The sequence below is a fragment of the Thalassobaculum salexigens DSM 19539 genome, from assembly GCF_000423805.1.
GTDB lineage: Bacteria > Pseudomonadota > Alphaproteobacteria > Thalassobaculales > Thalassobaculaceae > Thalassobaculum > Thalassobaculum litoreum.
The window spans coordinates 2,131,559-2,157,074 of the sequence record NZ_KE384093.1; the positions used below are offsets into that span (position 1 = coordinate 2,131,559).

28 protein-coding genes are annotated in these 25,516 nt (G+C 66.8%); 16 read left to right on the forward strand and 12 right to left on the reverse strand.

Annotated features, from left to right (window positions below; genetic code table 11):
• Window positions 1–7: 7 nt before the first annotated feature.
• Complete coding sequence (locus G578_RS0114340) at window positions 8–787, forward strand: MBL fold metallo-hydrolase (protein WP_028794817.1); 780 nt, start codon at window positions 8–10, stop codon at window positions 785–787.
• Between the two features lie 305 nt (window positions 788–1,092).
• On the opposite strand, the gene G578_RS0114345 is transcribed toward G578_RS0114340, so the two are convergent.
• Complete coding sequence (locus G578_RS0114345; RefSeq protein WP_028794818.1) at window positions 1,093–1,719, reverse strand: hypothetical protein; 627 nt, start codon at window positions 1,717–1,719, stop codon at window positions 1,093–1,095.
• A 58-nt stretch (window positions 1,720–1,777) separates the two neighbouring features.
• Here G578_RS0114345 and G578_RS0114350 point away from each other — a divergent pair, with 58 nt between their 5' ends.
• Together G578_RS0114350 and G578_RS0114355 are read left to right on the forward strand one after the other, a co-directional pair.
• Entirely contained in the window at window positions 1,778–2,047 is a 270-nt protein-coding gene (locus G578_RS0114350) for a hypothetical protein (protein ID WP_028794819.1), read from the forward strand.
• A gap of 111 nt (window positions 2,048–2,158) precedes the next feature.
• Window positions 2,159–3,667 (forward strand): flavin-containing monooxygenase, encoded by a 1,509-nt coding sequence (locus G578_RS0114355; RefSeq protein ID WP_028794820.1) that lies wholly within the window; start codon window positions 2,159–2,161, stop codon window positions 3,665–3,667.
• Between the two features lie 390 nt (window positions 3,668–4,057).
• On the opposite strand, the gene G578_RS0114360 is transcribed toward G578_RS0114355, so the two are convergent.
• Window positions 4,058–5,143, reverse strand: coding sequence for a methyl-accepting chemotaxis protein (locus tag G578_RS0114360; RefSeq protein WP_028794821.1), 1,086 nt, complete (start codon window positions 5,141–5,143; stop codon window positions 4,058–4,060).
• Between the two features lie 649 nt (window positions 5,144–5,792).
• Between G578_RS0114360 and G578_RS0114365 the strand changes: the two genes are divergently transcribed.
• Window positions 5,793–6,446, forward strand: a complete 654-nt coding sequence (locus G578_RS0114365; protein WP_028794822.1) for a hypothetical protein — start codon at window positions 5,793–5,795, stop codon at window positions 6,444–6,446.
• A 290-nt stretch (window positions 6,447–6,736) separates the two neighbouring features.
• On the opposite strand, the gene G578_RS29570 is transcribed toward G578_RS0114365, so the two are convergent.
• Window positions 6,737–7,423 carry a hypothetical protein gene (locus G578_RS29570; protein ID WP_156907327.1) on the reverse strand — a complete coding sequence of 229 codons (687 nt, stop codon included), beginning with the start codon at window positions 7,421–7,423 and terminating at the stop codon, window positions 6,737–6,739.
• Window positions 7,424–7,638: 215 nt separating this feature from the next.
• Between G578_RS29570 and G578_RS0114370 the strand changes: the two genes are divergently transcribed.
• From G578_RS0114370 to G578_RS0114405, 8 genes are all read left to right on the forward strand, one after another.
• Window positions 7,639–8,808 (forward strand): protein rep, encoded by a 1,170-nt coding sequence (locus tag G578_RS0114370; protein ID WP_156907329.1) that lies wholly within the window; start codon window positions 7,639–7,641, stop codon window positions 8,806–8,808.
• Window positions 8,809–8,815: 7 nt separating this feature from the next.
• Entirely contained in the window at window positions 8,816–9,589 is a 774-nt protein-coding gene (locus tag G578_RS28505; protein WP_169400861.1) for a helix-turn-helix domain-containing protein, read from the forward strand.
• Complete coding sequence (locus G578_RS0114380; RefSeq protein ID WP_156907331.1) at window positions 9,586–10,305, forward strand: helix-turn-helix domain-containing protein; 720 nt, start codon at window positions 9,586–9,588, stop codon at window positions 10,303–10,305. The genes G578_RS28505 and G578_RS0114380 overlap by 4 nt, the downstream gene beginning before the upstream one ends.
• 59 nt (window positions 10,306–10,364) lie before the next feature.
• Entirely contained in the window at window positions 10,365–10,946 is a 582-nt protein-coding gene (locus tag G578_RS0114385; protein ID WP_028794825.1) for a hypothetical protein, read from the forward strand.
• Window positions 10,947–11,102: 156 nt separating this feature from the next.
• Window positions 11,103–12,002, forward strand: coding sequence for a nucleoside triphosphate pyrophosphohydrolase (gene mazG, locus G578_RS0114390; RefSeq protein WP_211228907.1), 900 nt, complete (start codon window positions 11,103–11,105; stop codon window positions 12,000–12,002).
• 60 nt (window positions 12,003–12,062) lie between these two features.
• Window positions 12,063–12,818, forward strand: a complete 756-nt coding sequence (locus G578_RS0114395) for an SDR family NAD(P)-dependent oxidoreductase (protein WP_028794827.1) — start codon at window positions 12,063–12,065, stop codon at window positions 12,816–12,818.
• Between the two features lie 241 nt (window positions 12,819–13,059).
• Window positions 13,060–14,028: an N-acetyl-gamma-glutamyl-phosphate reductase gene (gene argC, locus G578_RS0114400; protein WP_028794828.1), complete on the forward strand. Its 969-nt coding sequence runs from the start codon at window positions 13,060–13,062 to the stop codon at window positions 14,026–14,028.
• Between the two features lie 22 nt (window positions 14,029–14,050).
• Window positions 14,051–14,386, forward strand: coding sequence for an ACT domain-containing protein (locus G578_RS0114405; RefSeq protein ID WP_028794829.1), 336 nt, complete (start codon window positions 14,051–14,053; stop codon window positions 14,384–14,386).
• A 90-nt stretch (window positions 14,387–14,476) separates the two neighbouring features.
• Here G578_RS0114405 and G578_RS0114410 read toward each other — a convergent pair whose 3' ends face one another.
• The 4 genes from G578_RS0114410 to kce form a co-directional block, all read right to left on the reverse strand.
• Entirely contained in the window at window positions 14,477–14,881 is a 405-nt protein-coding gene (locus G578_RS0114410; protein ID WP_028794830.1) for a GcrA family cell cycle regulator, read from the reverse strand.
• 347 nt (window positions 14,882–15,228) lie between these two features.
• Window positions 15,229–16,188 carry an ATP-grasp domain-containing protein gene (locus G578_RS0114415; RefSeq protein ID WP_028794831.1) on the reverse strand — a complete coding sequence of 320 codons (960 nt, stop codon included), beginning with the start codon at window positions 16,186–16,188 and terminating at the stop codon, window positions 15,229–15,231.
• 161 nt (window positions 16,189–16,349) lie between these two features.
• Window positions 16,350–17,165, reverse strand: a complete 816-nt coding sequence (locus G578_RS0114420; RefSeq protein WP_028794832.1) for a shikimate dehydrogenase family protein — start codon at window positions 17,163–17,165, stop codon at window positions 16,350–16,352.
• 14 nt (window positions 17,166–17,179) lie between these two features.
• Window positions 17,180–18,115 (reverse strand): 3,5-dioxohexanoate:acetyl-CoA acetone transferase, encoded by a 936-nt coding sequence (gene kce, locus G578_RS0114425; protein ID WP_028794833.1) that lies wholly within the window; start codon window positions 18,113–18,115, stop codon window positions 17,180–17,182.
• A 171-nt stretch (window positions 18,116–18,286) separates the two neighbouring features.
• Here kce and G578_RS0114430 point away from each other — a divergent pair, with 171 nt between their 5' ends.
• The 4 genes from G578_RS0114430 to G578_RS0114445 are packed head-to-tail and all read left to right on the forward strand — an operon-like array spanning window position 18,287 to window position 20,371.
• Window positions 18,287–18,739: an EF-hand domain-containing protein gene (locus G578_RS0114430; protein WP_051244808.1), complete on the forward strand. Its 453-nt coding sequence runs from the start codon at window positions 18,287–18,289 to the stop codon at window positions 18,737–18,739.
• Window positions 18,740–18,780: 41 nt separating this feature from the next.
• Entirely contained in the window at window positions 18,781–19,353 is a 573-nt protein-coding gene (locus tag G578_RS26445; protein ID WP_084618898.1) for an RNA polymerase sigma factor, read from the forward strand.
• Entirely contained in the window at window positions 19,350–19,820 is a 471-nt protein-coding gene (locus G578_RS26450; RefSeq protein ID WP_038014212.1) for a hypothetical protein, read from the forward strand. Before G578_RS26445 ends, G578_RS26450 begins: the two co-directional genes overlap by 4 nt.
• A gap of 56 nt (window positions 19,821–19,876) precedes the next feature.
• Window positions 19,877–20,371, forward strand: coding sequence for a periplasmic heavy metal sensor (locus tag G578_RS0114445; RefSeq protein ID WP_028794835.1), 495 nt, complete (start codon window positions 19,877–19,879; stop codon window positions 20,369–20,371).
• 310 nt (window positions 20,372–20,681) lie between these two features.
• Here the strand turns inward: G578_RS0114445 and G578_RS0114450 are convergent, their stop codons facing one another.
• The 5 genes from G578_RS0114450 to hfq all read right to left on the reverse strand — a co-directional run bounded on the left by G578_RS0114450 (window position 20,682) and on the right by hfq (window position 25,490).
• Window positions 20,682–21,518: an inositol monophosphatase family protein gene (locus G578_RS0114450; protein WP_028794836.1), complete on the reverse strand. Its 837-nt coding sequence runs from the start codon at window positions 21,516–21,518 to the stop codon at window positions 20,682–20,684.
• Between the two features lie 75 nt (window positions 21,519–21,593).
• Complete coding sequence (gene groL / locus G578_RS0114455; RefSeq protein ID WP_028794837.1) at window positions 21,594–23,258, reverse strand: chaperonin GroEL; 1,665 nt, start codon at window positions 23,256–23,258, stop codon at window positions 21,594–21,596.
• A gap of 92 nt (window positions 23,259–23,350) precedes the next feature.
• On the reverse strand, window positions 23,351–23,638 hold the full coding sequence (locus tag G578_RS0114460; RefSeq protein WP_028794838.1) for a co-chaperone GroES: 288 nt from the start codon (window positions 23,636–23,638) through the stop codon (window positions 23,351–23,353).
• A 106-nt stretch (window positions 23,639–23,744) separates the two neighbouring features.
• Window positions 23,745–25,067, reverse strand: a complete 1,323-nt coding sequence (gene hflX, locus G578_RS0114465) for a GTPase HflX (RefSeq protein ID WP_028794839.1) — start codon at window positions 25,065–25,067, stop codon at window positions 23,745–23,747.
• A gap of 171 nt (window positions 25,068–25,238) precedes the next feature.
• Window positions 25,239–25,490 (reverse strand): RNA chaperone Hfq, encoded by a 252-nt coding sequence (gene hfq, locus G578_RS0114470; RefSeq protein ID WP_028794840.1) that lies wholly within the window; start codon window positions 25,488–25,490, stop codon window positions 25,239–25,241.
• Window positions 25,491–25,516: the final 26 nt, after the last annotated feature.

Sequence of the window (25,516 nt, forward strand, 5' to 3'; positions counted from 1 at the left end):
TTGCGGCATGAAGATCACCATGCTCGGGTGCGGGGCCTCGGTCGGCGTGCCGAGCCTGAGCGGCGGCTGGGGCCACTGCGACCCGGCCGAGCCGCGCAACCGCCGCCGCCGTTGCTCGATCCTGGTGGAGAAGGACGGTCGCCGGGTGCTGGTCGACGCCTCGCCCGACCTGCGCGAGCAGTTGCTGGACGCGCGGGTGGACAGCATCGACGCGCTGCTCTTCACCCATATGCATGCCGACCACACCCACGGCATGGACGACCTGCGCCCGCTGTTCTGGACCACCCGGCAGCGGATCCCGACCTATGCCGACGCGGTGACCTGGGCGGACCTGATGGCCCGGTTCGGCTACATGGTCGAGGCCGCCCCGTCCTCGCCGCCGCATTTCGTGCCGCCGCTGCAGCGCCACGACATCGACGAGGGGGTGTACGAGATCGCCGGGATGCGCGTGGAGGTGATGCGCCAGGACCATGGCGTGTCGGGCGAGAGCCTGGGCTTCGTCTTCGACGGCAAGGTGGCCTATTCGACCGACGTGGCGACCCTGAGCGAGGCGCAGCTCGACCGGCTGTCGTCGTTCGGGCTGGAACTGTGGATCGTCGACTGCCTGCGCGAGGAGGAGAGCGGCGCCCACGCCTCGCTCGCCCAGGCCACCGGCTGGATCGCCCGAGTGGCGCCGAAACAGGCATATCTCACGCACATGAACGGCCGGCTCGACTACGCGAGAACCCTGGCCAAGTGCCCGCCGGGGGTCGAGCCGGGGTATGACGGGCTGGTGGTGCAGGTTTAGGCGGCCGCTCACCCCAACCGTCGTCCTGACGAAAGTCAGGACCAGGAATCCAGCGCCGGACCTGGGTCCCGGCCCGCCCCGGGATCAGGTCCGGGGGCGTCCGGGATGACGGATTGTTAACATAATCAATAACTTCCCCGTCATCCCGGCGAGTTCCGGGCTTGACCCGGAGATCGGCCGGGACCCGGTGCTGACGTGGGAGTCGTGATCCTGACGTGCGTCAGGATGACGGGAAGGATTTAGGGCGCGCGCCCAACGCGAGCGGTGAGGGCGCGTTCCCTGCCGCGAGGCGCACCTTCGCCGGCCTAACGCCACACGCTCTCCGGCACCGCATCCTCCTCCAGCACCGTCAGCCGCGCCGGGCGATGGCCGCCGCGCCGCCTCAGCATCGTCCTGAACCCGTCGCGCACCCGTTCCATGTCCAGCACCAGATCGTGCCGGGCCGACACCGCCTCGCAGCGGTCCAGCAGCGCGTCGAACGCCGCGGCACAGCGGGTCGGCAGCCGCACATGCGGGCTCGCCAGGATCAGCCAGCGCGGCTCCTTCTCGGCGCGGAACGGGTCGGTGCGGGCCAGGACACGCTGGGTGACGTAGAACTCCATGCAGCCCTGGAAATAGCCCCGCACCTCGAACAGCACCGGGCCGCCGCCCTCGGGGATCTGCGGGATCAGCGGGTCGTCGCGCGCCATCTCCTCCATCTCGGCCTCGAGCACGGCGAGGTCGATCAGCATCTCCTCCAGGAACAGCTCCAGCACGTCGGCCTCGGTGGTGTGCGAGCCGAAGCCGTGGACGAAGGCGGCCAGGTGAGGGGGGATGACCGTGTAGTAGTCCTCGCGGGCGGAGGTCTTGTGGCTGCGGCACCCCGCACCGGCGTGCCAGGTCAGAATGCGGCCCGGTTTCTTCAGCGCGCGTTCGAGTGCTACCCTGGTCATGGAAGACCCACACTGGTTACAGACGAATCGTATCGCGAAAACGGAGCGGCGTCCCGCCATGATCGATCCCAAGCTGCTGGGCGACCTCGCCAAGGACCATCAGAAGAACGTGATGACCCGCGACGAGGCCCGCGCCTTCCTGAAGGATTTGATGGCGGTCTGCCGCCAGCACCGGGTGTTCCTGCGCACCGCCGACCAGACTATCCGCTTCTCCAAGGTCTTCGCCGACAGCGACCAGCGCACCGTACTGCGGGCCATGGTCGACAAGGAGGGCCGCTGCGCCGCCGCCCAGATCGACTACAAGAGCCCGTCGCCCTCCTCGGAATAGCGCATGGCGGATTAGCGCATGGCCGAATAGCCAGCGCATGGATCAATAGCGCGAGACCGAAATCCCGGAATAATGGTATGGCATTGCCCTGACATAACCGGGGGACGCGCCATGACTGCCACGCACGAGCTGCCTGCCATCGCGATCATCGGCGCCGGACCTTCCGGGCTGGCCATGGTGCGCTGGCTGAACGCCAAGGGCCTGAAGGCCGTCGTCTTCGAGGCGGCGGACGGCCTGGGCGGCCAGTGGAACCCCGCGGGGGCCCATACCGCCACCTGGCCCGGCATGCGCACCAACACCAGCCGGGTGATGACCGCCTTCTCGGATATGGACCATCCCGAGGGCACGCCGGTCTATCCGACCCGCGAGCAGATGCACGCCTATCTGCAGGCCTATGCCGACCGGTTCGACCTCGCCGGCGCCATCCGCTTCGGCTGCCGGGTCGAGGGACTGGCGCGGGAGGAGGGCGGCTGGCGCCTGGACTGGCGCACGGAGCAGGGGAGCCAGAGCGCCCGGTTCGAGCGGGTGATCGTCGCCACCGGCCGCCAGATCAAGGCCGAGGTGCCGCAGATCCTCGGGCTGGACGGCTTCAGCGGCCGGCTCGGCACGCGCCATACCAGTGCCTATGACGGTCCCGCCGACTGGCAGGATGCCTCGGTGCTGGTCGCCGGCTGCTCGATCAGCGCCCTGGAGATCGCCGCCGAACTGGCGCACCACGCGGACCGGGTCACCGTCGCCTATCGCCGCCAGCGCTACGTGCTGCCGAAGCAGATCGTCGGCGTGCCGACCGACCACGTGATGTTCACCCGCGTCGCCGCCCTGATGGCGGAGAAGTTCCCGCCCGAGGCGGTCGCCGAGGGGCTGAAGGCCCAGGTGCTGAAGGTCGCCGGCAACCCGGCCGACTGGGGCGCCCAGGTGCCGCACGACAACGTCTTCGCCGCCGGCATCACCCAGTCCCAGGGCTTCCTGCCCGCCGTCTCCGAAGGCCGGATCGCCACCAGGCCCTGGATCGAGCGGATCGAGGGCGACACGGTGCGCTTCGCCGACGGCAGCGCGGAGCGGGTCGACGGCCTCCTGTTCGGCACCGGCTACACGCTGTCCCTGCCGTTCCTGGCACCGGAGATCGCCGAAACCCTGCAGCTCGACCCCGTCGGCATGGACCTGTTCGCGCAGACCTTCCACCCCGACCTGTCGGGGCTGGCCTTCGTCGGGCTCTACGAGCTGCTGGGCCCGTACCTGCCGGTCCTGGAGCTGCAGGCCCGCTGGGTGGCGGAGACCCTGGCGCGTCCGGAACTCCTGCCGGCCGGCGAGCAGATGGCCCAGGCGATCGCCGCGACGCCGCCGGAGTTCAAGCGTCCGCCGGCCGTTCCGATGAACGCGCTGGCGGTGATGTTCGCCCGGCTGCTGGGCGCCGAGCCGGCGTTTGGCGACTGGCCGCGGCTTGAGCGGGCGCTTGCGGTCGGTCCGCTGTCACCGGCCTCGTTCCGGCTGAGCGGCCCCGACGCCCAGGACGACGCCCCGGCCCGGACCGCGGCGGCGGCCGCCGCCTTCGGCCATATCGTCAGCGATGCGCTGACGCCGGAGGAGCAGGGGATGCTCGGCGCCCTGGCAGCGGAGTGACCGCGCCGGGGTGAGCGCAGCCTCCGTCGCTTCCCCCCATTTCTATTCCGTCGTCCCGGCCTTGCGCCGGGATCGAGGGCACCGCTTGCCGGACCGTATGAGCGCTCTCCTCGGCGCTCCAGCCCGTGGAAGGCTGGGTCCCGGCGCAAGGCCGGGAAGACGGGGAAGGGTGGATTGCACGCTCAGGGTAACGGCATTGGATGATGGGAAGGGAGCAGAGTGCGGGACAAGCACTGCGCCGCTTTTACCGCCGTCATCCCGGGCGGCCCCGGACTTGAGCCGGGGACGGGCCGGGACCCGGCTGCGTGACTATGGGTAACGGTCGACTCCCGTGTCGATTCCGGGTTTCACCGGGATGACGGGTGGAGGCGAGGGCGGGCTGTGCCCCCCTTACGACCGCACCAGCACCCCGTACCAGCCGAGCCCGGCATAGGTCTCGTAGCCCGGGGTGCGGTGGAAGCCGACGGTGGCGCCGTCGGAGGTGTGGTAGGTGCCGGAATCCTCGCCGCCGGTGCGCAGGTCGAACGTGTCGCTCTGGCCGCTGCCATGCCCCGCATCGGCGATGATGCGGTTCTTGGCGTCGACCAGCATCACCCGGGTGCTGGCCTGTTCCGCCTTGGACAGGCGCACGCCCTGGACGATCGCCTCGGCCTGGGGGCCCCAGTCGAAATGGATGCCCAGCACGCCCAGCGGGCGGCCGTTGTGCTTGGCGTCCTGGCGGATCGCCGCGGCATAGGTCGCGACCGGCTTGTGGCCGAGATGCGGGTTGGCGGCGATATCGGCCACCACGTAGTCGTCGCCGGTGGCCGTCTGCATCGCCTCGCGGAACCAGGGCTCGCGCGATACGTCGGCGCCGACCGCCTTGTAGCTGTCCGGCCGGCCGTTGGCGACGACGCGGCCCTGGGCGTCGGCGATCCAGAGGTCGAGATAGACGGTATACGCGTCCAGAATCACGCCGAGGCGCTGCGAGGCATGGCGCATCGCGCCGTCGTCGGGGGCCTGCAGGCAGTCGACCACCGCACTGTCCGTCGCCCACCAGCGCACGTCGCAGGTTCGCTCATACAGGTTCCGGTCGATCAGCTCGACGGCGTTCAGCGCCAGGTCGACCAGACGCTGGCCGGTGAGGTGGTCGACCACCGAGCGGCCGATGGTCTCAAGCAACGTGGTCTTCTCCGACAGTTCGGCCACCAGGGCGTCGGCGATGGCGGCGATCTCGGTGGACACGCCCTTGACCTCGCCGGCGACGACCGCGAAACCGCGGCCCAGCTCGCCGACCCGGGCGCTCTCGATCAGGGCGTTGAGCGCCAGAATCCGCGTGCGTCCCGTGATCGACTGGATCTCGGCGATCTTCTCGCGGCTGATGCGCGCGACTTCCTCGCTCAGCCGGATGATCTGGCCGGGATCGGTCGCGTCGGTGGTGCTCGCCTTGCTGTCCGTCGGGGCGGCAAGGCGGTTGAGTTTCGGCTCGGAATTCATCGGTAGCCCCTGGAGACACGGTCGGAACGGCTCACTTCGGGGCGCCCGCCGGCGTCCCCAAGAAAAACGTTGCCGACCTTACGTCGCAGGGATTTCCGAAACCCTAATATGGCCGCGCCGGGTACAGCCCGGCACGGGTCTCTGGGCACGGAGCGTGGATCAGCGTTTAACGTCATGAGTTCGGCGTTTCCATGCGACCGATAACCGCTGTCCGAAGTCGAGCGACAAGACCTGAACCGGGAACATCATACCTTATCCCTAAAAATATTGCGCGTTCGAAGAGTGTTCGCGGTCGGCGCCGGGCGGCTGCCATGCGCGCAGAACGGCTCGTCTGGACGGCTGTTTCCGCGTTTCTACGAGCTGGACGGCATGAGGAGCGCTTCTCCGCACAGGTGGATGGCGATGGGGGAATCGGATCGGGGGAGCCTTTGGCGGCGTATCCGGCCGCCGCCGGGCTCCAGCCGTCGCGGCGGCGGGATCGGCAAAGGGCCCCCGACATCGGGACGCCTGGGACGGAATCGGCTAAGATCCTGTGAATGAAGCATCTGTGATTTCCCATAATATACATTATGCGCGTTACGTGGAACGGATGTTCCAAATGACCGCAGCCACGGCACCTCCCTACCACTGCTGACGACCGAGGTGCCCCATGGCGCCTAAGGTCAAGCACCAGCGGGATAATTCCCCGACCGTCACTCTCTCAATCGAGGTTCCGGCAGACCTTGTCGAAGCCGTCGCGCTGGTTCTTGAGGCGACGGCGGATGCATTGCGCCGCGCGTCTCCGGAAATTGGGAAATCGACCGCCGACGACAGCGGCTACGCCGACGTACCGGACAGCGCCGCGAAAGGCAGCGTCTATCTCTCCGACCGGCGCCAACGAAGCTGGATGCTGTACCGGTTCGTTCGCCGCTCCGTCACCAACCAGGCCATTCCTCGGACGCTTGAGGAGATCATCGCCGAAGCCGCCACGCTGGTGGATTTCGATCACGCCACGGCACAGCAGCTCTACCTGGTCAAACTGCGGGTTCAGAACCGCAAGCTGCGCAAGCGCAGGAACCGGGAAATAGCCCGCCTCGCCCGCAGCGATGCGTCCCTCACGATCACTCACATCGCCGAACTGATCCATCGGCGACGCGTCTACGGCGACGTCTCACGTTCCACCGTTTCGCGCGTGCTCTCAGCAGCAGAACGCGAGCGCAGTCGGGTCACTCACGAGACGACAAGAACGGCCGTCAGCCGACTTCTGGCGGCGACCACCTTCAATCCGTCCGGAAAAGGTCGGGATGCCGGGGGTGAGCCGTGAGCGCCCGCCTCAGCCGCCTACCGACGCCATTCCAGGGCACGGACGCTGTCCACTCATGCGAGAGCGGAGGAGCGCCGTCAGGGTCCTTCTCGGGAGACCGCACGCGCAGCGTGCGGCGGAAGGGCCTTGACGGCGTGGAGCCGCTCCCACGCTCGGGGTGGGTGCCTGGACCGGAAAGAGGCAAAGCGCAGCGGCGCCTCTCTTCCTGCCCAGGCACCCTGCCCGTCGGCGAGACGCGGGGGTGCGGGGGCAAGGCCCCTGCTTGGTGCCTAAATGATCTGGGCTACCGGCTAATTAGCGAGATCATCCGAACGTTCGATCGCACGGCTGGCTTCAACACGCTCAACAATATCTCTGACCTCGGATTGAGTCAGAGGGAAAGAATTGCTGCTATCAGTTTGTCTGTATGCAACTTCATGCAGCAATTCATAAGCAAAATCCAACTCACTTTTAGTATCTTCGAGCATTTTCACAATATAGCTCTCATTTCGTGCTTCTTTGACGACCGGGTACTGAAATATTCCATAGAGCATAGCGACTCTGTTAACAGCTCTAAGATAACGCCAGACAATAGACGGATGAACGCTCTCCAATACGGAGATCGGATAGTATTTATCGTCAACAACTATTTGATTTTCGTCGATAAATTCCGTGAAATAAGGAATTCGATATTTCAGATTTTGTGTAAAACCAAGAAGAATCATGGAGGACGATTTCTCTTTATTGCACAGATACGCGCTCCTTTCAGATTTTTCGAAAGAAGCCCTTCGTTCTCCATCCGCTCTGTCGATTTCTTTAACGATAAAAATTGCAAAAATACTAACAATGGCCCCCAAAAGAGCCAACACACCAGACGCGAATGTTTGGAATGTTTTTATCGTATCTCCAAATACTTCGACAAGTGCGATAGAAGAAATAAGAATTACAAGAGAAATAGATACGCCAATAAACCCGTATACGACTGGCTTGGGCGACATAGTTATTTTTTCCTTACACGTTTAAGCGCTCGACGTGTTGGTCGGGGGTTAACGTGAACCCTCTCCCCCTTGATATACACGCAAGCAGTGTTTCACCTGCTGCGCAAGCGGTCGTTGCACAGGGCCTACACCATGCCCCTACCTGTGCCCCTCACCCGGCCCCGGCACACAGCCGGAAGACATCGCCCAAGCGCCTCCGGCATGCGTCACGGAACATGGCCGGGCGGATCCTCGGTGACGGCTGGCGGGTCCGGAATTGCGGCCGCAAGACCATCGGTCACAGAGCTACGCTCCATGACAGCGACGGCGTAGCGCATTTCGGAGGTGTCGAAACCTGCGGGTCGGTGTGGGTCTGCCCGGTCTGCGCCGCGAAGATCACCGAGGGCCGACGCTCCGAGATCGATGCGGTTCTAAGTGCCCACAGGGAAGCTGGCGGCGTGGCGTACATGGCCACCCTCACCCTGCCCCATTACGCCTTCCAGGCATGCGCCCCGCTCCGCTCTGCCGTCTCGACCGGTTGGCGCAAGGTGAAGTCCGGCAAAGCCTGGATCGAAGCCCGCGAGCGGTGCGGCTGGATGGGCGATATCCGCGCCCTGGAAGTCACCCACGGCAAGAACGGCTGGCACCCTCACCTGCACGTGTTGTTGTTCTTCGAGCCGTGGGCAACGAAGGATGACGCCTACGGGCTGGCGGGCTGGATCTTCGACCGCTGGCGGGCTGCTATCGAGCGCATGGGGCTCGGCCGGTGCAGCGTCGACGCCTTCGCCTTCGAGCCGGTCAATCTCGACCAGGGAGCGGCCGACTACGTCGCCAAGTGGGGCGCGGCGCTGGAACTCACAAAGGCCCACACGAAGCGCTCCAAGAACGGCCGAACACCGTTCCAGATCCTTGCTGATCACATCGGCGACCGCTCTCCGTCCGACGCCCGCCTGTTCCGCGAGTATGCGACCGCCTTCAAGGGGACGCGCCACCTGACTTGGAGCCGCGACCTGCGGCGCCGGTACGCCCTGCCAGACGCGCCCGAAGACGAAACGCTCGCCAAAGCCGACCAGTCGAAAGAGACCCATCGCGTGACGATCGACCGCGACGTTTTCGATGCTGTCGTCGCCAAGCGCCTGACGGCCGACGTGCTGGTCGCGTTCGAGACCGGGGGCCTCGACGGCGTGACCGCACTCCTCACCCAACACGCAATCCCCTGGAGCCTGTTTGAGGCACCAGGGCTCAACCGGTGTCCCGTTCCGGTGATCACCGGGCCTGCCCCAGGGCAATGCCCAGGGTCGGCCCGGGGCGATCCACCGGGACAGGCACCATGGCCGGGGTGCCGCAGAAATCCTGGCCTTTCACCACCACGAACTGAACCGAGAGAGGTACACAATGTCCACTGACACTCTGATGCACACCAACGACGACACCGCCCTGATTGCCGAGCGCATCAAGCGGGCGCGCACCGAGGCTGGCATGTCTCGCAAGGCGCTCTCCGACGCGACGGGGATTTCCGCCCGTACCATCGAGCGCATCGAGAACGGCGAACAGGAAGTCACCGTGCAGCGGGTCAAGCTGCTCGCCACGGCGACGGGCCGGTCCACCGCGTGGCTCCAGGGCGACGACGAGCCGGACGAGGAGGTTGACGACTTTCCGGACCCGGCGCCGAAGCCCGCCCCGTCATGGCGCTCCGAGCCGCCCGCCCCTCCTACGGTCTCTGACGTTTACGCTTCGCTTCGCGTGATCGACACCCTGCGCTCGGAGGGGTTCGATGGCACGATCCGTCAGGCCATGGCGACGTGCGATAAGGTCCGATCCATGCTGGCTTATCAGGAGCCTGCGGCGCTGGTGGAAATCGCCAACTCCCGCGGCATCGACCGGACCACCTTCCCGAAGGCACGGGAGATCCAGGAGCGCCTGGAGAATGCCCCTGAGGCTGGCCAGCAGGATTGCGCGGCGCTCCAGGAGAGGATCATCGATACCGCCATTCTCGGCGTGGACCTGCACGTGGTGACACCCAAGGCCCTGCAGGACATCGCGCTGGCGGATGGCCTGGAATCCGATGGATGGCTCGGGTGGTCCAATGACGACGTGCTGATCGAGGCCGTGCGCCCGACCGTGCGGCGCATGGCGTTCGCAGACCAGCTTCCCGACGACCTACGGGACTTCATGTACGCGCTGTGATCGAGATCCTGGCATCAATCGGCGGTCGACCAACTACATTTGGTGGTCGGCCGCTATCCCTGGCACCGATTTCGTTAAAAAATTGGTTGACCGAAGTTCCATTTGCCATGATCCTCATTCATACAAACGGTTCGTATGAATTGAAGGTCACAATGGAAACCGACCCAGCAGCGATGATGACCACCGGGGAGCGCCTTCGCGCAGAGCGTGAAGCACGCGGCTACTCGCGCGCTCGGTTGTCGGAACTCACTGGCGTCGGCCAGAACTCGATAGCGAAATACGAACTTGCGGGCTCGCCCGAGGGCCAATATCCGCCCCTAGGTGCACTGGTGCGGCTCGCGTATGTGCTCGAACTAGATCCGCGCCGGATCTTCGATGATTACCTATGCAAGAACGCTGAAACTCCGGATAGCCCGAAGGTCGGCAAGGGACTGCATGACGTAGTCGAAGCTGAGGGTGGTTTTTTCAGCTTTCACCGGCACTGGATGGAACGTGAGCTTCGCTACGGATCGTTTCATCTTAGCGGCGGCGCACTCGCTTCTTTGAAGAAGACCGCGATGTACCTGCGGGACGTCTCGTTGGATATCGATAGCTACGCCGAGGCAATCGACGAAGTCGTCCGCGCCCAGGATCAATCAGATGGAGGAACAAACGATGTAACAGCAACGGCCGCAAAGAGTGACGGCCCGGACGAAAAGTCCGAGCCGCCTGTCTGACCTGAATGCTTCGAGACCGTTGGCGCGGTCTCCGCAACCATCCAAAGAGGATAGATTACATGAAGCTCACAGAGCGAAATTCTACTGATTCCACCGTCGTTCGGCAAGCGTTCGCCTTAGATGTAAAACGCGACACGGACGGTGTGACCGTCGAACTAAGGATATCCGAGGCGGTCCTTCGCGACGGTGTCGGCTTGCTTTCCAAGTTCATGATCATCGCCAACGCGGCTAGCGAGGCTGCCAACGACAATAATCGCCGTGAGGAGAGGCGTGAAAGCGACGTAAAAGAGGCTCAACGGCGGTCGATATACCGCCGGAGGCTTCTGGTGGCGGCGGCAGGTGTATTTCGCTTCAAGCGTCGGCACCGGCCCTCACCCACGGCACTCGGCGCATACCTGGACGAGCAGGCTGCCGTTTTCGGCATTAGTCGCCCCGCGCTAGTGGGAATCACGACCATGCACGAGCGACAGGTGAAGCGTCGCTTAAACGCCATCCGCCGCGCCGTGGCCTTCCGAATGGCTCAAAGCGGCTCATCGGGAGCTGAAATTGGCAAACGCCTCGGAATTGGCGTCCGGGCAGCCAATAAGATGGTTCGGGCGGAACTTGATCGTAGGAACCGAATCCACCGCGAGGCGGCATAATGCGGTTCCTGCGTTCACACTCTGTTCGCAAGGAGGGTTCCCCACGGAGAACGTGGGGAACCTATCCCTCTGAGCAATATACATTATGCGCGTTTCCTCTAGGCAGACACACCCGTCTTTCCTCAGCCGCGCTCCCTGGTTAGTCTCGCGCCCGACATGACCGACAGCGCACCCACTCCCGATCCCGCCCCAGATCTCTCGGAAGAACTCTCCGACGCCCTGGCGGCCTTGCCGGATGCGCCGGCGATCGATCGGCTGATCGCCGTCATGGCGAAGCTGCGCGATCCCGACGGCGGCTGCCCGTGGGATCTGGAGCAGAATTTCGAGACCATCGCGCCCTATACGATCGAGGAAGCCTACGAGGTCGCCGAAGCGATCACCCTGGGCGACATGGCCTCCCTGCGCGACGAGCTCGGCGATCTGCTGCTGCAGGTGGTCTATCACGCCCAGATGGCCCGCGAACTCGCGCCGCAGGACGGCGCCTTCGATTTCGAGGACGTGGCCCGCGGCATCGCCGGCAAGATGATCCGCCGCCACCCGCACGTCTTCGCCGGCGCCAGCGTCGAGGATGCCAAGGCACAGACCGACGCCTGGGAGAAGCAGAAGTCCGTCGAGCGCGCCGCCAAGGCCGCCGCGGAGAACCGGACGGTCTCCGTCCTGGACGGGGTGTCGAGCGCCCTGCCCGCGCTGATGCGGTCGCTGAAGCTGCAGAACCGCGCCGTGCGCGCCGGTTTCGACTGGCCCGACATCGACGGCGTGTTCGACAAGATCGACGAGGAATTGGGCGAGCTGCGGGCCGAGGTCACCGGGGCCGACAGCGACGATCCGGCGCGCATCGAGGACGAGGTCGGCGACCTGCTGTTCACCGTGGTCAACCTGGCCCGGCGGCTGGACATCGATCCGGAAACCGCGCTGCGCCGCTGCAACGCCAAGTTCGAGCGGCGATTCCGCTTCATGGAGGACGGGCTGGCCGCCGAGGGCACCCCGATCCAGAGCGTCGGGCTGGACGAGATGGAACGCCACTGGCAGCGCGCCAAACAGCGCGAGAAACGCTGACATATCGGTTGAACGATCCCTCACAAGACACAGATATCGAATACGAAAAGGAGGATGAAAATGGCGAAGACGGTATTCATCACCGGGGCGACCAGCGGCTTCGGCAAGGCGACCGCCAAGCGGTTCGACGCCGAGGGCTGGCAGACCGTGATCTCCGGCCGACGCGGCGAGCGCCTGGAGGCGCTGAAGAAGGAACTGAAGAACCCGTCCCACAGCATCGTGCTCGACGTGCGCGACAAGGACGCGGTGCTGGCGGCGGTGGACGCCCTGCCCGCCGCGTTCTCGCCGATCGACGTGCTGGTCAACAATGCCGGCCTGGCGGTCGGGCTCGAGGGCGCCGATCAGGTCGACCTGGCCGACTGGGACCTGATGGTCGACACCAACATCAAGGGCCTGATGTACTGCACCCGGGCGATCCTGCCGCAGATGGTGGAGAACGGCTACGGCCACGTGGTCAATATCGGCTCCATCGCCGGCAACTGGCCCTATCCGGGCGGCAACGTCTACGGCGCCACCAAGGCCTTCGTGCGACAGTTCTCGCTGAACCTGCGCGCCGATCTGGTCGGCAAGAACATCCACGTCACCGACGTGGAGCCGGGCCTGGCGGAGACCGAGTTCTCCGAGGTTCGCTTCAAGGGCGACAAGGACAAGGCGGCGGCCGTCTATAACGACGTCGACCCGATCCGCCCGGAGGACGTGGCCGACGCGGTTTTCTGGACGGCGACGCGGCCGAAGAACATCAACGTCAACCGCATCGAGATCATGGCCGGCGCCCAGGCCTTCTCGCCGTTCAACGTGGTGAAGGGGCTGAAGTAGCCGACGCGCCCGGCAGGGTCGCAGCCGTTGGTGTCAGGGTCCCGGCCCGCCCCCGGACCTGATCCGGGGATCGACCGGGACCCGGTTCGGGTGCGCGACAAAGCCCTGAACCACATCCGGAGATCGGCCGGAACCAGCCGGCGGACACCGTTAACGACCCGAGCGCGCGGCGGCGAACGCCCCTACCGCTTCCCCCCGGCTTTCCTGTATGGTGCGCCTCCCCAAACATAAGGAGGCGATCATGGGATCGGCACGGGTGTTCATCGACGGCGAAGCGGGTACGACGGGTCTGCAGATCCGCGAGCGCCTGCTTGCCCGTCGTGACATCGAGCTGATCTCCCTGAGCGGCGCCGAGCGCAAGGACGCCAAGGCCCGGCGCGACGCGCTGCATGCCGCCGACGTGGCCATCCTGTGCCTGCCCGACGACGCCGCCCGCGAGGCGGCCGCCCTGGCGGAGGGAGCGGACGTCAAGCTGATCGACGCCTCCACCGCCCACCGCACGGCCGACGGCTGGGTCTACGGCTTTCCCGAGTTCCGGGCCGGCCAGCTCGAGGCGGTGATCGGCGCCGACCGGATCTCCAATCCCGGATGCTACTCGACCGGCGCCATCGCCATTCTGGCGCCGCTGGTCGCCGCCCGCCTGCTGCCGGTCGACTATCCGGTCACCGTCAACGCGGTCTCGGGCTACACCGGCGGCGGAAAGGCCCTGATCGCCCGGTACGAGGCCGAGGGCGAGGCGGGGTACAAGCCGGATCCGTTCTGGAACTACGGCCTGACCCTGAACCACAAGCACGTGCCGGAGATCACCCGCTGGACCGGGCTCGGCCATCCGCCGATCTTCCAGCCGTCGGTCGCCCGGTACGCTCAGGGCATGCTGGTGAGCGTGCCGCTGGCCCTGTGGTCGGTGGAGAGCGGGCCGACCGCCGCCGCCGCCCACGAGATCCTGCTGTCCCAGTATGCCGACACCCGCTTCGTGCGCGTCGCCCCGCTGGGCGAGGCCGAGGGGCTGAAGGAACTGGACCCGCAGGCGCTGAACGGCACCAACATGCTGGAGATCTTCGTCTTCAGCGACGAGGAGACCGGCCGGGCGGTGATCACCGCGCGTCTCGACAATCTGGGCAAGGGCGCGTCCGGCGCCGCCGTCCAGAACATGAACCTGCTGCTCGGCATGCCCGAGGATGCGGGGATCGAGGCATCCGCCGCGGCCTGACCGCCGCCTGAAGGGGTCTTCCATGTGGGTCAATGACGGCCAGGACCCGATCTACGCCGCCTTCTGGCGTTCGCTGGTCCTGTTCCTGGCCGTCGTTCTCGTGCTGATGCTGGCGCAGATCGCCCCGGTGTTCCTGGAGGGGCGGTTCGGCGGCAATTCGGCCGTGGGGTACCTGATCGTCTACCTGCTGGGGTTTCCCATCGTGGCCATTGCCGTCTCCGCCCTGTCGGCGGCGGTGTTCTACGGCATTCCGGCGGTGCGCCGGCTGACCGGCCGTCTGCCCTACCCGGTGCTGATGCTGCAGCCGCTGCACATGGTCTCGGGCGCGGTGTTCTTCCTGGTCTTCGTGCGGCCCTGACGGCCGCCGCTCAAACGCGAACGGCCCTCCTCCCGTCACCGGAAGGAAGGGCCGCAAGGATGCGTCTGCCTGCCCTGGAACGACCGGGGATCAGGCGGCGCTGCTCTTGTCCTTCTCGCGCACCGAGGTATAGGCGACGGCGCAGTGCTGCGAGCAGTACGGCCGGCCCGGCTCGACGGTGGAGCCGCAGAAGCTGAAATTGTCGGTCTTCGGGTCGCCGATCGGCCAGGAGCAGGTGTTGCGGTCCCACTGCTCCAGGGTCAGCGGTACGGCGCGGCGGCGCTGGATCGGGCGGTCGTCGAGCTTCGGATTGGCGCTGCGCACGATCGGCGACTGGCGCTTCGGCAGGCCCATGCGGTGCACCTTGCCGACCACCGCGTTGCGCGACACTCCGAGTTTCAGGCCGATCTGCGTGATCGACAGCCCCTCGCCCCACAGCGCCTTGAGCTGTTCCAGGCGGTCGTCGGTCCACACGCTCTGCGAATTGTCGCCCATTTCTGCCTCCTTGCCGGCCGGTCCAGGGCGAACGGTCGCATTCGACTCGTTTCACCCACATCTAGTGGCTAACTGGCAAGAGGCTACGTGATCTGGGGTCACCCGACAAGCGCGTTCACCAGATCTGGCGTAAATTGCTGTGGATAACACAAGAAATTGTTGATTCGCCGCGACTCGTTGATGTCCCTGCCCCGGCGGCCGAGCGACTCCGGGAAGGAATCGGGGCGGGATTCCTATAGCACGATTCGCGAATCGCCCGGAGCGGAAATCCGGGCGATCGGGTTGTAACGCACTGGAAGGATGCGGATTTCCGGTCGCGAGACCGGCTTGCACCAGGCCGGCTTAGCTCAGCCCCGGCCGGCTGCCACCTTCGGCGCGGCCAGGCGGCGGTTGCGCTCGCGGATCAGGTAGTCGACCAGGGCCTGGGGCGCCGACACGCTGGCCGCCGCCTCGGCGTCCGGATTGTAGTTGGTGTTGGTGTTCACGTCGTAGACGAAGGGCCGCCCCTGGGCGTCGCGGGCGAACTCCACCCCGGCGATGTCGATGCCGCCGTCGGCCAGGAACCGCTCGATGGACGCCTGGAAGGCGGGCTCCACCGCGTTCTCCACGACGGTGAAGACCGGGCCGCCGGTGGCTTCCGCCTCTTCCGGCGCGCAGACATCGGCCGGGCACAGCTCGAAGGTGCCGCCGGTGTCGATGCGCACGGCGTAGAACAGTTTGCCGCCGATGAACTCGGCCCGGGTGACGCTGCCGTCGGCGGTGGCGATGTAGTCCTGCAGCAGGGTGATGCCGTCGATGGAGCCCTGCAGGGTGCCGGCGGCGGCGCGCTCGACCACCTCGCGCGCATCCTCGAAGAGCTGGATGCCGAGGCCCTTGCCGCCCCGATTCGGCTTCACGATGACCGGCCCCTCGCCCCACAGCTTGGCGGCCTCGGCCACCTTGGCGTCGCCCAGGACGGCGACGGTGCGCGGCACCGGCACGCCGGCGCGCTTGAGCTGGGCGAGCTGGGCCGCCTTGTTGACCTCCAGGGAGATGGCACCCGAGCCGTTGATCACCGGCCGGCCATGGGCCTCCAGCCAGGCGATGACGGCTGAGGCGTACTCCGGCGAGTAGCGGTGGCCGCGGGTATGGGCCGACGCGCTCATGCGGTTGTAGAACAGGCCCGCCGGCGGCTCGGCCGCGAGGTCGATGGCGCCGTCGGACAGGTCCAGATCGACGAAGGCCTCGCCGCGCGCCTCGAAGGCCCGGGCGAAGGGCGGCAGCCATTCCGGGTTCTCGTGGATCACATGAATGGGCTGATCGGTCATCACGGGCTCTCCCTGGTCCTCTGGCGCCCGGTCGGGCTCGCAAAGAGATGGGAGACTGCCAAGAGGTCGCAACCGCTCGGAACCGGAAAGCCGGGAAGCGGTGAGATGCCTCCCGGGCGCTAATTAATTTGCCTTCCTGGTCGAGGGCCGGTTTCTCGCCCTCAATCGGGCAGCGGACAGCCCATGAAGGCGCCGATCAGCCTGATCTGCTCGTCGAGCATCGGCTTGCCGAAATAGATCGGATGGCCCTTGGCCTCCGCGCGTTTCAGCAGCTCGGTATGAACCGGGGTCATGATGATCTCGCTGACCGCCGTGCCGGGCGACAGCCTGTCCACATCGACCGGCAGCGCGTCGCCGTCGTGCAGGCCGAGCGAGGTGGTGTTGATCACCACGTCATAGCCCGCCGGATCCGCATCCGCCGCCACGCCGGAGACCGTCGTGCCCGGGAAGGCCGCCTGTACGCGGCGGCCCAGGGCCTCGGCCTTGGACACCGTGCGGTTGGCGATGGCGATCTCCGCCGCCCCGGCCTCGGCCACGGAGAAGGCGATCGACATCCCCGCCCCGCCGGCGCCGAGCTGCAGGACCTTCTTGCCGGCGAAGTCGAAGCCGGCCTTCCGCATCCCGGTGACGTAGCCCTTGCCGTCGAAGTTGTCGCCCAGCATGCGGCCGTCCTCGGTGAAGCGGATGGCGTTGACCGAGCCGACCCGCTCGCCGCCGGGGGCGAGTTCGTCGCACAGCTCGGCCATCGCCACCTTATGCGGCACCGTGACGGTGAGGCCGTGGAAGTTGCGGGTGACCTTCAGCGCGGCGACGACGGTGGCCAGGTCTTCCGGCGTGACGTCGAGCGGCACCAGCACTGCGTCGATCCCCGCCGCCTCATAGGCCGCGTTGAACACCTGCGGCGCGCGCACATGGTCGGTGGGGTGGGCAAGAATGCCGTAGACGGCCGTCTTGCCCGTGATGTTGAGGGTCGGCATCCGCGCTCAGCCGGTCAGAAGTTCACCATGTCGCCGCCCTTGAGCGCCAGCATCTCGCGGGCTTCCGTCGGGGAGGCGACTTCGAGGCTCAACTCCTCGATGATGCGGCGGATCTTGGCGACCTGCTCGGCGTTCGACTTGGCCATCTTGCCCTTGCCGATGAACAGGCTGTCCTCCAGGCCGACGCGGACGTTGCCGCCGTTGATCGCCGCCATGGTGGTGAAGTTCATCTGATGCCGCCCGGCCGCCAGGACCGACCAGTTGTACTGGTCGCCGAACAGCTTGTCGGCGGTGCGCTTCATGAACATCAGGTTCTCCGGATCGGCGCCGATACCGCCCAGGATGCCGAAGATCGTCTGCACGAAGAGCGGCGGCTTCACCAGGCCGCGGTCGAGGAAGTGGGCCAGGTTGTACAGGTGGCCGACATCGTAGCACTCGTACTCGAACTTCACGCCGTGGCCTTCGCCCAGCTCCTTAAGGACGTACTCGATATCCTTGAAGGTGTTCCGGAAAATGAAGTCGCGGCTGTTCTCCAGGAACTTCGGCTCCCACTCGTGCTGGAAGTCCTTCATCTTATCCAGGATCGGGAACAGGCCGAAATTCATCGAGCCCATGTTCAGCGAGGTCATCTCCGGGCTGGCCGCCACGGCCGCCGCCAGACGCTCCTCCAGGGACATGCCGTGACCGCCGCCGGTGGTGATGTTCACCACCGCGTCGGAGTTCTGCTTGATGCGCGGCAGGAACTCCATGAACGCCTTGGGGTCCGGGGTCGGGCTGCCGTCGGGATTGCGGGCGTGCAGGTGCAGGATGGAGGCGCCGGCCTCGGCCGCGTCGATGGCCTGCTGGGCGACCTCGTCGGCGGTGATCGGCAGGTGCGGGCTCATGCTCGGGGTGTGGATCGACCCGGTCACCGCACACGTGATGATCACCTTGTTCTGCTTCGCCGCCATGGTTTCCTCCGTCTGACCGGCTTCTCGTTTTCGCGCGCTACGGTAGCGGTTCGCGGCGGGCCGTCAAAGGCCTGTAAACACTGTGCGACGGAATTACCGGCAGCCCCCGTTGAGGGAAGTACAGGTGGCCACCTGATCCCCAAATCAGCCCCCCTCACGGAGACATCGAAGATGACCACCCGGATCAAGGCCCTCGCCCTCGCCGCCGCTCTCGGCACGGCGGTGATCGTCCCCTCGCTTGCCATCGCCCATGGCGACGGCCCCAAGGACGGCAAGCGCGCCGAGTACATGGAGATGCGCTTCCAGCAGATGGACGCCGACAAGGACGGTAAGATCACCACCGCCGAGATCGAGTCCTTCCACGCCGCCCGCTTCGCCGCCGCCGACGCCAATGGCGACGGCAAGCTCAGCCTGGAGGAGATGGACGCCGCGCGCGCCGAGCAGCGCCAGGAGCGGTTCGGGCGTATGATCGCCAAGCTCGACAAGGACGGCGACGGTCAGCTCAGCGCCGAGGAGATGCCGATGCGCGGCGAGCGGATGATGAAGCTCGACACCAACGGCGACGGCGCCGTCTCGCTCGAGGAGATGAAGGCGGCCAAGGGCCATCACGGCCCGAAGCACTAAGGTCGGCGTACGGACCTGGAGCCAGCACGGGAGGCGGCAGCTTGACGGATCGAAGCCAGGAGGACCCGGATGCGGCGCTCATGCCGCGGGTCGCCGACGGCGATTCGGCCGCCTTCCGCCTGCTGGTGGACCGCCATGCGGACCGCCTGCTCGGCTTTGCCCAGCGCATGCTGGGCGACCGGGCGACCGCGGAGGACGTGGTGCAGGACACCTATCTCTCTCTCTGGCGCAAGGCCGGCGACTGGACGCCCCAGGCGCGGGTCTCCACCTGGCTCTACCGGGTCGCCCGCAACGCCGCGCTGGATCGGCTGCGCCGCCTCAAGCCGACCGTGGATCCGGAGGACGTCACCCTGATCGACAGCGGCCCCGCCCCCGATCGCGGGCTCCACGACGCGGCGACCGCCGACAAGGTGCGCACCGCCCTGGACGCCCTGCCCGAACGCCAGCGCGCCGCCATCGTGCTGGTCCATTACGAAGGCCTCTCCGGGGCCGACGCCTCCGCCGCCCTCGACATCTCGGTCGAGGCGCTGGAATCCCTGCTGGCCCGGGGCCGCCGGACATTGCGCCAGGCCCTCGCCGATCAGCGCGCCGAATTGTTGGGAGAAGCCCGATGACACAGAGCAACATCACCAAGGCCCGGGTCCTGGCGCTGGTTGAGGCCTATGGCGGCGATCCCGCCCGCTGGCCGGATGCCGAGCGCGAGGCGGCGGTGGCGCTGTTGTCCGGCGACCGGGATCTGGCCCGCGCCGCCGACGAGGCGCGCCACTTGGACATGATGCTCGACGCCCTGCCGGTGCCGCAGCCGAACCCCGCCCTGCGGGTGGCGCTGAAGGACATTCCGGAGCGCGGCAACCCGCTGCTGGCGCTGATCGCCGGCTGGGTTGGCCTGTGGCGCCCGGCCGCCGGCCTCGCCGCCGCCGCCGTGCTCGGCATCGTCATCGGTGCGGCCAACCCCGAGCTGCCCCTGCCCGGCTTCCAGAGCACGACGACGGCGGTCGTGACCCAGGCGACCGGCGATACCGACACCTATTCCCTGGCCGCCGCCTCGGCGGTGGGCTTCGCCACCCAGGACACGTTCTGACCCTTGCCCGATCCTATGCCCGACCCCTGCAAGCCTGACCTGACCCGAGATCCGACATGACACGCACCCGCTGGCTGATCCTCCTCCTCCTCGCTTCCCTGGGCGTGAACCTGTTCATCGGCGGCCTCGCCATCGGCCGCTGGGTCGATCACGGCTGGGGCGGGCGGGGCGGTCCGGGCCATTTCGCCGGCCCGCCGCCGCCGGACGGGCCGGGCCCGCGCTGGCTGCGCCGTATGGTCGGCGAGGACGGGATCGACACGGTGCGCACGGTCTGGCAGCGGCACGAGACGACCATCGACCCGCTGCGCCGGGACGCCGACGCGGCGCGCAGCGCCGTCGCCGACACGCTGTCGGCCGATCCGTTCGTGCGCGCCGATTACGAGGCGGCACTGGGCCGGATGCGGGCGGCCAGGGACCGGATGGAGACGGCGGTGCACGCCGCGATTACCGACGTGGTGACCTCGATGACCCCGGAACAGCGCCACGCCTTCGCCGAGCGCGCCCGCGCCTGGGCCGACCGGCACAAGGGCCCGCCGCCGCCCAGCGACTGAGGCTTCGGCACGGCTCGGCCCTGAGCGGGGCTGCTTCAGGATGGGGCCAAAACACCGACGGCCATCATCGACTCTGTCGCTGACAAAGACCGTTCGATCCTCCCTCCATCTCTCTCATTCACTCCCCGGCCTTGGGTCGGGGAGTTCGGGAAGATCGGGGAATGCGGGCGACAAGGGGAAAGCCGGGCCACAAGCGACTCCACGCCCGGAAGAGGGACGACAGTCGTTACGCCCGTCCCAGACGTCATCCCGGTGAGCCCCGGGCTCGACCCGGGGGTCGGCCGGGATGACGGTGAGAAGGATCGCGCGCTCACACCGTCGGAACCGGCCCCACCACCTGATCCCGCAGCGCCCGCCACCCGGCCTCGTCGGCCGCGGCGATGATGCCGCCGCCGAGCTGCCCCGGCCGGTACGGGGTGCCGTCGACACAGGCGGAATAGCCGCCCGCCTCGCCGTGGATCAGCAGACCCGGGGCGTGGTCCCAGGGCATCTTCTTCCAGTACACCGCGTAGTGCCACCGGCCGGTGGCGAGCTGGATGTAGTCGTAGCCGGCACAGCCGCGGCGGTGGTGCCGGTCGCCCAGCACCGCGTTGGCGCGTTCGCGGATGCCCGGACGCACCTCCTCGGGGAAGAAGCGGAAGTTGAAGGAGCCCTCCATCGCGTCGATCCCGGCCGCCGGGGCCACGCGCAGGCGCTCGCGTCCGGCCTCGCCCAGCATCCAGGCGCCCTCGCCCTTGGCGGCGACGGCGGTGCGCTTCTCCACCGGCTGGTGGATGGCCGACGCCAGGATCTCGCCGCGATGGGTGAGCGCCACCATGACGCAGAAGCGGTCCTTGCCCTCGGCGAAGTTCTTGGTGCCGTCGACCGGATCGACGATCCACACCGGCGCGTCGCCGTCGATCAGCCCCAGCAGCGAGCGGTCCCGCTCCACCGACTCCTCGCCGATCACGATGGAGCCGGGATAGAGATCCGGCAGCAGCTCGACCAGCCGGCGCTCGGCCGCCTCGTCGGCGACGGTGACCAGGTCGGTCGGACCGGTCTTCTCGCGGATGTCGCCGTCGTCCAGGTTGCGCCAGCGCGGCAGGATCTCCGCCTCGGCCACCTCGGTAAGGGTGGCGGCCAGCCGGTCGAGGTCGACGGATGTCATCGGCGATTAGCTCCGTAGGAACGAGAAAGGGCCGGACACACGGCCCGGCCCTTCCCTAACACGAGTGCGGCTGGCTCAGAAGTCCATGCCGCCCATGCCACCCATTCCGCCCATGCCACCCATGTCGGGCATGCCGCCGCCACCACCGGCGCCCGCGGGCTCCGGCTTCTCGGCGACCATGGCCTCGGTGGTGATCAGCAGACCGGCGATGGACGCGGCGTCCTGCAGCGCGGTGCGCACCACCTTGGTCGGGTCGATGACACCGGCCTTGATCAGGTCCTCGTAGGTGTCGGTGGCGGCGTTGTAGCCGAAGGTCACCGACTTCTGCTCGAGCAGCTTGCCGACAACGACCGACCCGTCGGCACCGGCATTCTCGGCGATCTGCCGGCACGGGGCCTGCAGGGCGCGGCGCACGATGTCGATGCCCATACGCTGGTCGTCATTGGCGTATTTCAGCTTGTCCAGGGCACGGGTGCCGTAGAGCAACGCGGTGCCGCCGCCGGCGACGATGCCTTCCTGGACCGCGGCGCGGGTCGCGTGCATCGCGTCGTCGACGCGATCCTTGCGCTCCTTCACCTCGATCTCGGTCGCACCGCCGACGCGCAGAACCGCCACGCCGCCGACCAGCTTCGCCAGACGCTCCTGGAGCTTTTCCTTGTCGTAGTCGGAGGTGGTCTCCTCGACCTGCGCCTTGATCTGGCTGACGCGGGCCTGGATGTCCTTCTTCTTGCCGGCGCCGTCGACGACCGTGGTCTCGTCCTTGGTCAGGGTCACGCTCTTGGCGGTGCCGAGCATCTTGATGTCGACGGTCTCAAGGTTGATGCCGACATCCTCGGACACCACGGTGCCGCCGGTCAGGACGGCGATGTCCTCCAGCATGGCCTTGCGGCGATCGCCGAAGCCCGGGGCCTTCACCGCCGCGACCTTCAGGCCGCCGCGCAGCTTGTTCACCACCAGGGTCGCCAGGGCCTCGCCCTCGACATCCTCGGCGATGATCAGGAACGGACGGGACGAGCGGGCCACCTGCTCCAGCAGCGGCAGCATCGGCTGCAGGCTGGACAGCTTCTTCTCGTGGATCAGGATCAGCGGGTTTTCCAGCTCGCAGATCATCTTGTCGGCGTTGGTCACGAAGTACGGCGACAGATAACCGCGGTCGAACTGCATGCCCTCGACGACGTCGAGCTCGGTGTGCAGCGACTTGGCTTCCTCGACGGTGATCACGCCTTCCTGGCCGACCTTGTCCATCGCCTCGGCCAGCAGCTTGCCGACATCGGCGTCGCCATTGGCGGAGATCGTGCCGACCTGAGCGACTTCGCTGGACGACTTGATCTTCTTGGAGTTGGCCTCGACGTCCTTGATGACGGCGGTGACGGCCATGTCGATGCCGCGCTTCAGGTCCATCGGGTTCAGGCCGGCGGCGACGGCGCGCACGCCCTCGCGGACGATGGCCTGGGCCAGCACAGTGGCGGTCGTCGTGCCGTCACCGGCAAGATCGGAGGTCTTCGAGGCCACTTCGCGCACCATCTGCGCGCCCATGTTCTCGAACTTGTCTTTGAGCTCGATGTCCTTGGCGACGGTGACGCCGTCCTTGGTGATGCGCGGGGCGCCGAACGACTTGTCCAGCACCACGTTGCGGCCCTTCGGGCCGAGGGTCACCTTGACGGCGTTGGCCAGCGTGTCCACGCCCTTGAGCAGGCGGTCGCGGGCATCGACGTCAAACTTCACGTCCTTAGCAGCCATTTTCTATCTCCGTAGTTCGTTTGCCGGTTGGCGGCAGGATCGGTTGGGTCGGACGCGGCGGATCGGCCGCAGCCTGTTCAGCCGCAGCCGGTTCAGCCAACCACACCCATGATGTCCGACTCCTTCATGATCAACACGTCCTTGCCGTCGATCTTCACCTCGGTGCCGGACCACTTGCCGTACAGGACGGTGTCGCCCTTCTTCACGTCGAGCGACACGACCTTGCCGGACTCGTCGCGCGCACCGGCGCCGACGGCCACGACCTTGCCCTGCATCGGCTTTTCCTTGGCCGTGTCGGGAATGATGATCCCGCCGGCGGTCTTGGTGTCACTCACCAGCGGCTCAACGACAACGCGGTCATGCAGCGGACGGAATTTCATGGGGCTTCCTCCATGGCTCGGCAATGAAAACGGCGGGTGTTAGCACTCGCCGTGAATGAGTGCCAGGGGTATGGCGACTTAACCTATTTCTGTCAACCGTTCGGCCTCAATCGAGGCGCTGAAACCGCTCTCCGAAGCGCTTTTCGGCCCGCGCGAGGGTGCTGGGATCGAGCCCGACGGTGATCTTGGAGCCGGTGTCGTCGTCCACCCGCTCGATGATGTCGCCGTGGCTGTGCAGCCAGGCGGTGATCTCGCCGTCGGCATAGTCCACATGCAGGGTGACGACCCGGTGGTCGGCGGACAGGAAGCCGTCGATCGCCGCGATCAGGTCGCCGATCCCCTCTCCGGTCACCGCGGAGACGCAGACCGTCTCGCCGTTCGACCGTGCAACCTCGTTGCGCAGGGTGATGCGGCGCTCCTCGGGCAGCCGGTCGATTTTGTTCAGCACGTCGAGCATGCGGCCCGGCCGGGTGGTCTCGTCGATCCCCAGATCCTCGAGCACCGCCAGCACGTCGCGCTTCTGCGCCTCGGTATCCACATGGGAGATGTCGCGCACATGCAGCACCAGATCGGCCTCGGTCACCTCCTCCAGGGTGGCGCGGAAGGCGGCCACCAGGTGGGTCGGCAGGTCGGAGATGAAGCCGACCGTGTCGGACACGATCACCGTGCGCCCGCCCGGCAGGTCGATCCGGCGCATGGTCGGGTCCAGGGTGGCGAACAGCAGGTCCTGCGCCATCACCGAGGCGCCCGACAGCTTGTTGAACAGCGTGGATTTGCCGGCGTTGGTGTAGCCGACCAGGGCCACGATCGGGAACGGCACCCGGCGGCGCGCCTCGCGGTGCAGCTCGCGGGTCCGCTTGACCTCCTCCAGCTCGCGCTTGATGCGGGTGATGCGGTCGCCGATCAGCCGGCGGTCGAGTTCGAGCTGCCGCTCGCCGGGACCGCCGAGGAAGCCGGCGCCGCCGCGCTGGCGCTCCAGGTGGGTCCAGGACCGCACCAGCCGGGAGCGCTGGAAGGTCAGCGAGGCGAGCTCGACCTGGAGGCGGCCCTCATGGGTGCGGGCGCGGGCACCGAAGATCTCGAGGATGAGCTGGGTGCGGTCGATGACCTTGACGTTCAGCCCCTTCTCCAGATTGCGCTGCTGTCCCGGGGTCAGGGCGTGGTCGATGACGATGACCTCGACCTCCATCGCCTCTGCCAGCGCCTGGAACCGCTCGATCTGGCCGCCGCCGAACAGGGTGCTCGGGCGCGGCCGGTTCACGGTCAGCACCTCGCTGTGGACGGTCTCAAGGTCGATCGCCGCGGTGAGGCCGACGGCTTCCTCCAGGCGTGCCTCGGGATCGCGGACACCGGGCGTGTCCTCGTCCTTCGACGGCAGGCGCGGATGCAGCACGATGGCGCGGGTCTTACCCAAGGCGGGTTCCTCCATGCGGGGCCCACCTCACCTCACTCTTTCCCCGGTTCTGTGGCGGGGCCAAGATCAGCCGTGTGCTGGAGCGCGTGGGAGTCCCATCCAGCGCTCCAACATGTGGATGACCGGCCCCCGGATCAAGTCCGGGACGACGCGAGGACCGTTCTGACCCGTACCGGGTCATGCCGGTCAGCTGTCGCCGCTGTCCTCGCCGGGCTCGAACAGGCTGACCGGATGCTGCGGCATGATGGTCGACACCGCGTGCTTGTAGACGAGCTGGGAATGGGCGTCGCGGCGCAGCAGCAGACAGAAATTGTCGAACCACGTGACGATACCCTGGAGTTTGACACCGTTCACGAGGAACACGGTGACGGGCGTCTTGTCCTTACGGATCTTGTTGAGAAAGACATCTTGGACGCTCTGGCTCTTTTCTGCGGCCATGGTTTTTTCCTTCGCTCCTCAATCGG

Excerpts from the sequence above, each read along its gene's own strand:
- G578_RS29570 (WP_156907327.1), bottom strand. The coding sequence starts at position 7,423 with ATGTCGCCCAAGCCAGTCGTATACGGGTTTATTGGCGTATCTATTTCT.
- G578_RS0114360 (WP_028794821.1), bottom strand. The coding sequence starts at position 5,143 with ATGAATTCCGAGCCGAAACTCAACCGCCTTGCCGCCCCGACGGACAGC.
- G578_RS0114410 (WP_028794830.1), bottom strand. The coding sequence starts at position 14,881 with ATGGGCGACAATTCGCAGAGCGTGTGGACCGACGACCGCCTGGAACAG.
- hfq (WP_028794840.1), bottom strand. The coding sequence starts at position 25,490 with ATGGCCGCAGAAAAGAGCCAGAGCGTCCAAGATGTCTTTCTCAACAAG.
- G578_RS0114460 (WP_028794838.1), bottom strand. The coding sequence starts at position 23,638 with ATGAAATTCCGTCCGCTGCATGACCGCGTTGTCGTTGAGCCGCTGGTG.
- G578_RS0114445 (WP_028794835.1), top strand. The coding sequence starts at position 19,877 with ATGACACGCACCCGCTGGCTGATCCTCCTCCTCCTCGCTTCCCTGGGC.
- G578_RS0114345 (WP_028794818.1), bottom strand. The coding sequence starts at position 1,719 with ATGACCAGGGTAGCACTCGAACGCGCGCTGAAGAAACCGGGCCGCATT.
- G578_RS0114385 (WP_028794825.1), top strand. The coding sequence starts at position 10,365 with ATGAAGCTCACAGAGCGAAATTCTACTGATTCCACCGTCGTTCGGCAA.
- G578_RS26450 (WP_038014212.1), top strand. The coding sequence starts at position 19,350 with ATGACACAGAGCAACATCACCAAGGCCCGGGTCCTGGCGCTGGTTGAG.
- G578_RS0114430 (WP_051244808.1), top strand. The coding sequence starts at position 18,287 with ATGACCACCCGGATCAAGGCCCTCGCCCTCGCCGCCGCTCTCGGCACG.
- G578_RS0114450 (WP_028794836.1), bottom strand. The coding sequence starts at position 21,518 with ATGACATCCGTCGACCTCGACCGGCTGGCCGCCACCCTTACCGAGGTG.
- G578_RS0114420 (WP_028794832.1), bottom strand. The coding sequence starts at position 17,165 with ATGCCGACCCTCAACATCACGGGCAAGACGGCCGTCTACGGCATTCTT.
- G578_RS0114370 (WP_156907329.1), top strand. The coding sequence starts at position 7,639 with ATGGCCGGGCGGATCCTCGGTGACGGCTGGCGGGTCCGGAATTGCGGC.
- G578_RS0114415 (WP_028794831.1), bottom strand. The coding sequence starts at position 16,188 with ATGACCGATCAGCCCATTCATGTGATCCACGAGAACCCGGAATGGCTG.
- argC (WP_028794828.1), top strand. The coding sequence starts at position 13,060 with ATGGGATCGGCACGGGTGTTCATCGACGGCGAAGCGGGTACGACGGGT.
- mazG (WP_211228907.1), top strand. The coding sequence starts at position 11,103 with ATGACCGACAGCGCACCCACTCCCGATCCCGCCCCAGATCTCTCGGAA.
- G578_RS0114340 (WP_028794817.1), top strand. The coding sequence starts at position 8 with ATGAAGATCACCATGCTCGGGTGCGGGGCCTCGGTCGGCGTGCCGAGC.
- hflX (WP_028794839.1), bottom strand. The coding sequence starts at position 25,067 with ATGGAGGAACCCGCCTTGGGTAAGACCCGCGCCATCGTGCTGCATCCG.
- G578_RS0114365 (WP_028794822.1), top strand. The coding sequence starts at position 5,793 with ATGGCGCCTAAGGTCAAGCACCAGCGGGATAATTCCCCGACCGTCACT.
- kce (WP_028794833.1), bottom strand. The coding sequence starts at position 18,115 with ATGGCGGCGAAGCAGAACAAGGTGATCATCACGTGTGCGGTGACCGGG.
- G578_RS0114395 (WP_028794827.1), top strand. The coding sequence starts at position 12,063 with ATGGCGAAGACGGTATTCATCACCGGGGCGACCAGCGGCTTCGGCAAG.
- G578_RS0114405 (WP_028794829.1), top strand. The coding sequence starts at position 14,051 with ATGTGGGTCAATGACGGCCAGGACCCGATCTACGCCGCCTTCTGGCGT.
- G578_RS0114350 (WP_028794819.1), top strand. The coding sequence starts at position 1,778 with ATGATCGATCCCAAGCTGCTGGGCGACCTCGCCAAGGACCATCAGAAG.
- G578_RS28505 (WP_169400861.1), top strand. The coding sequence starts at position 8,816 with ATGCACACCAACGACGACACCGCCCTGATTGCCGAGCGCATCAAGCGG.
- G578_RS0114355 (WP_028794820.1), top strand. The coding sequence starts at position 2,159 with ATGACTGCCACGCACGAGCTGCCTGCCATCGCGATCATCGGCGCCGGA.
- groL (WP_028794837.1), bottom strand. The coding sequence starts at position 23,258 with ATGGCTGCTAAGGACGTGAAGTTTGACGTCGATGCCCGCGACCGCCTG.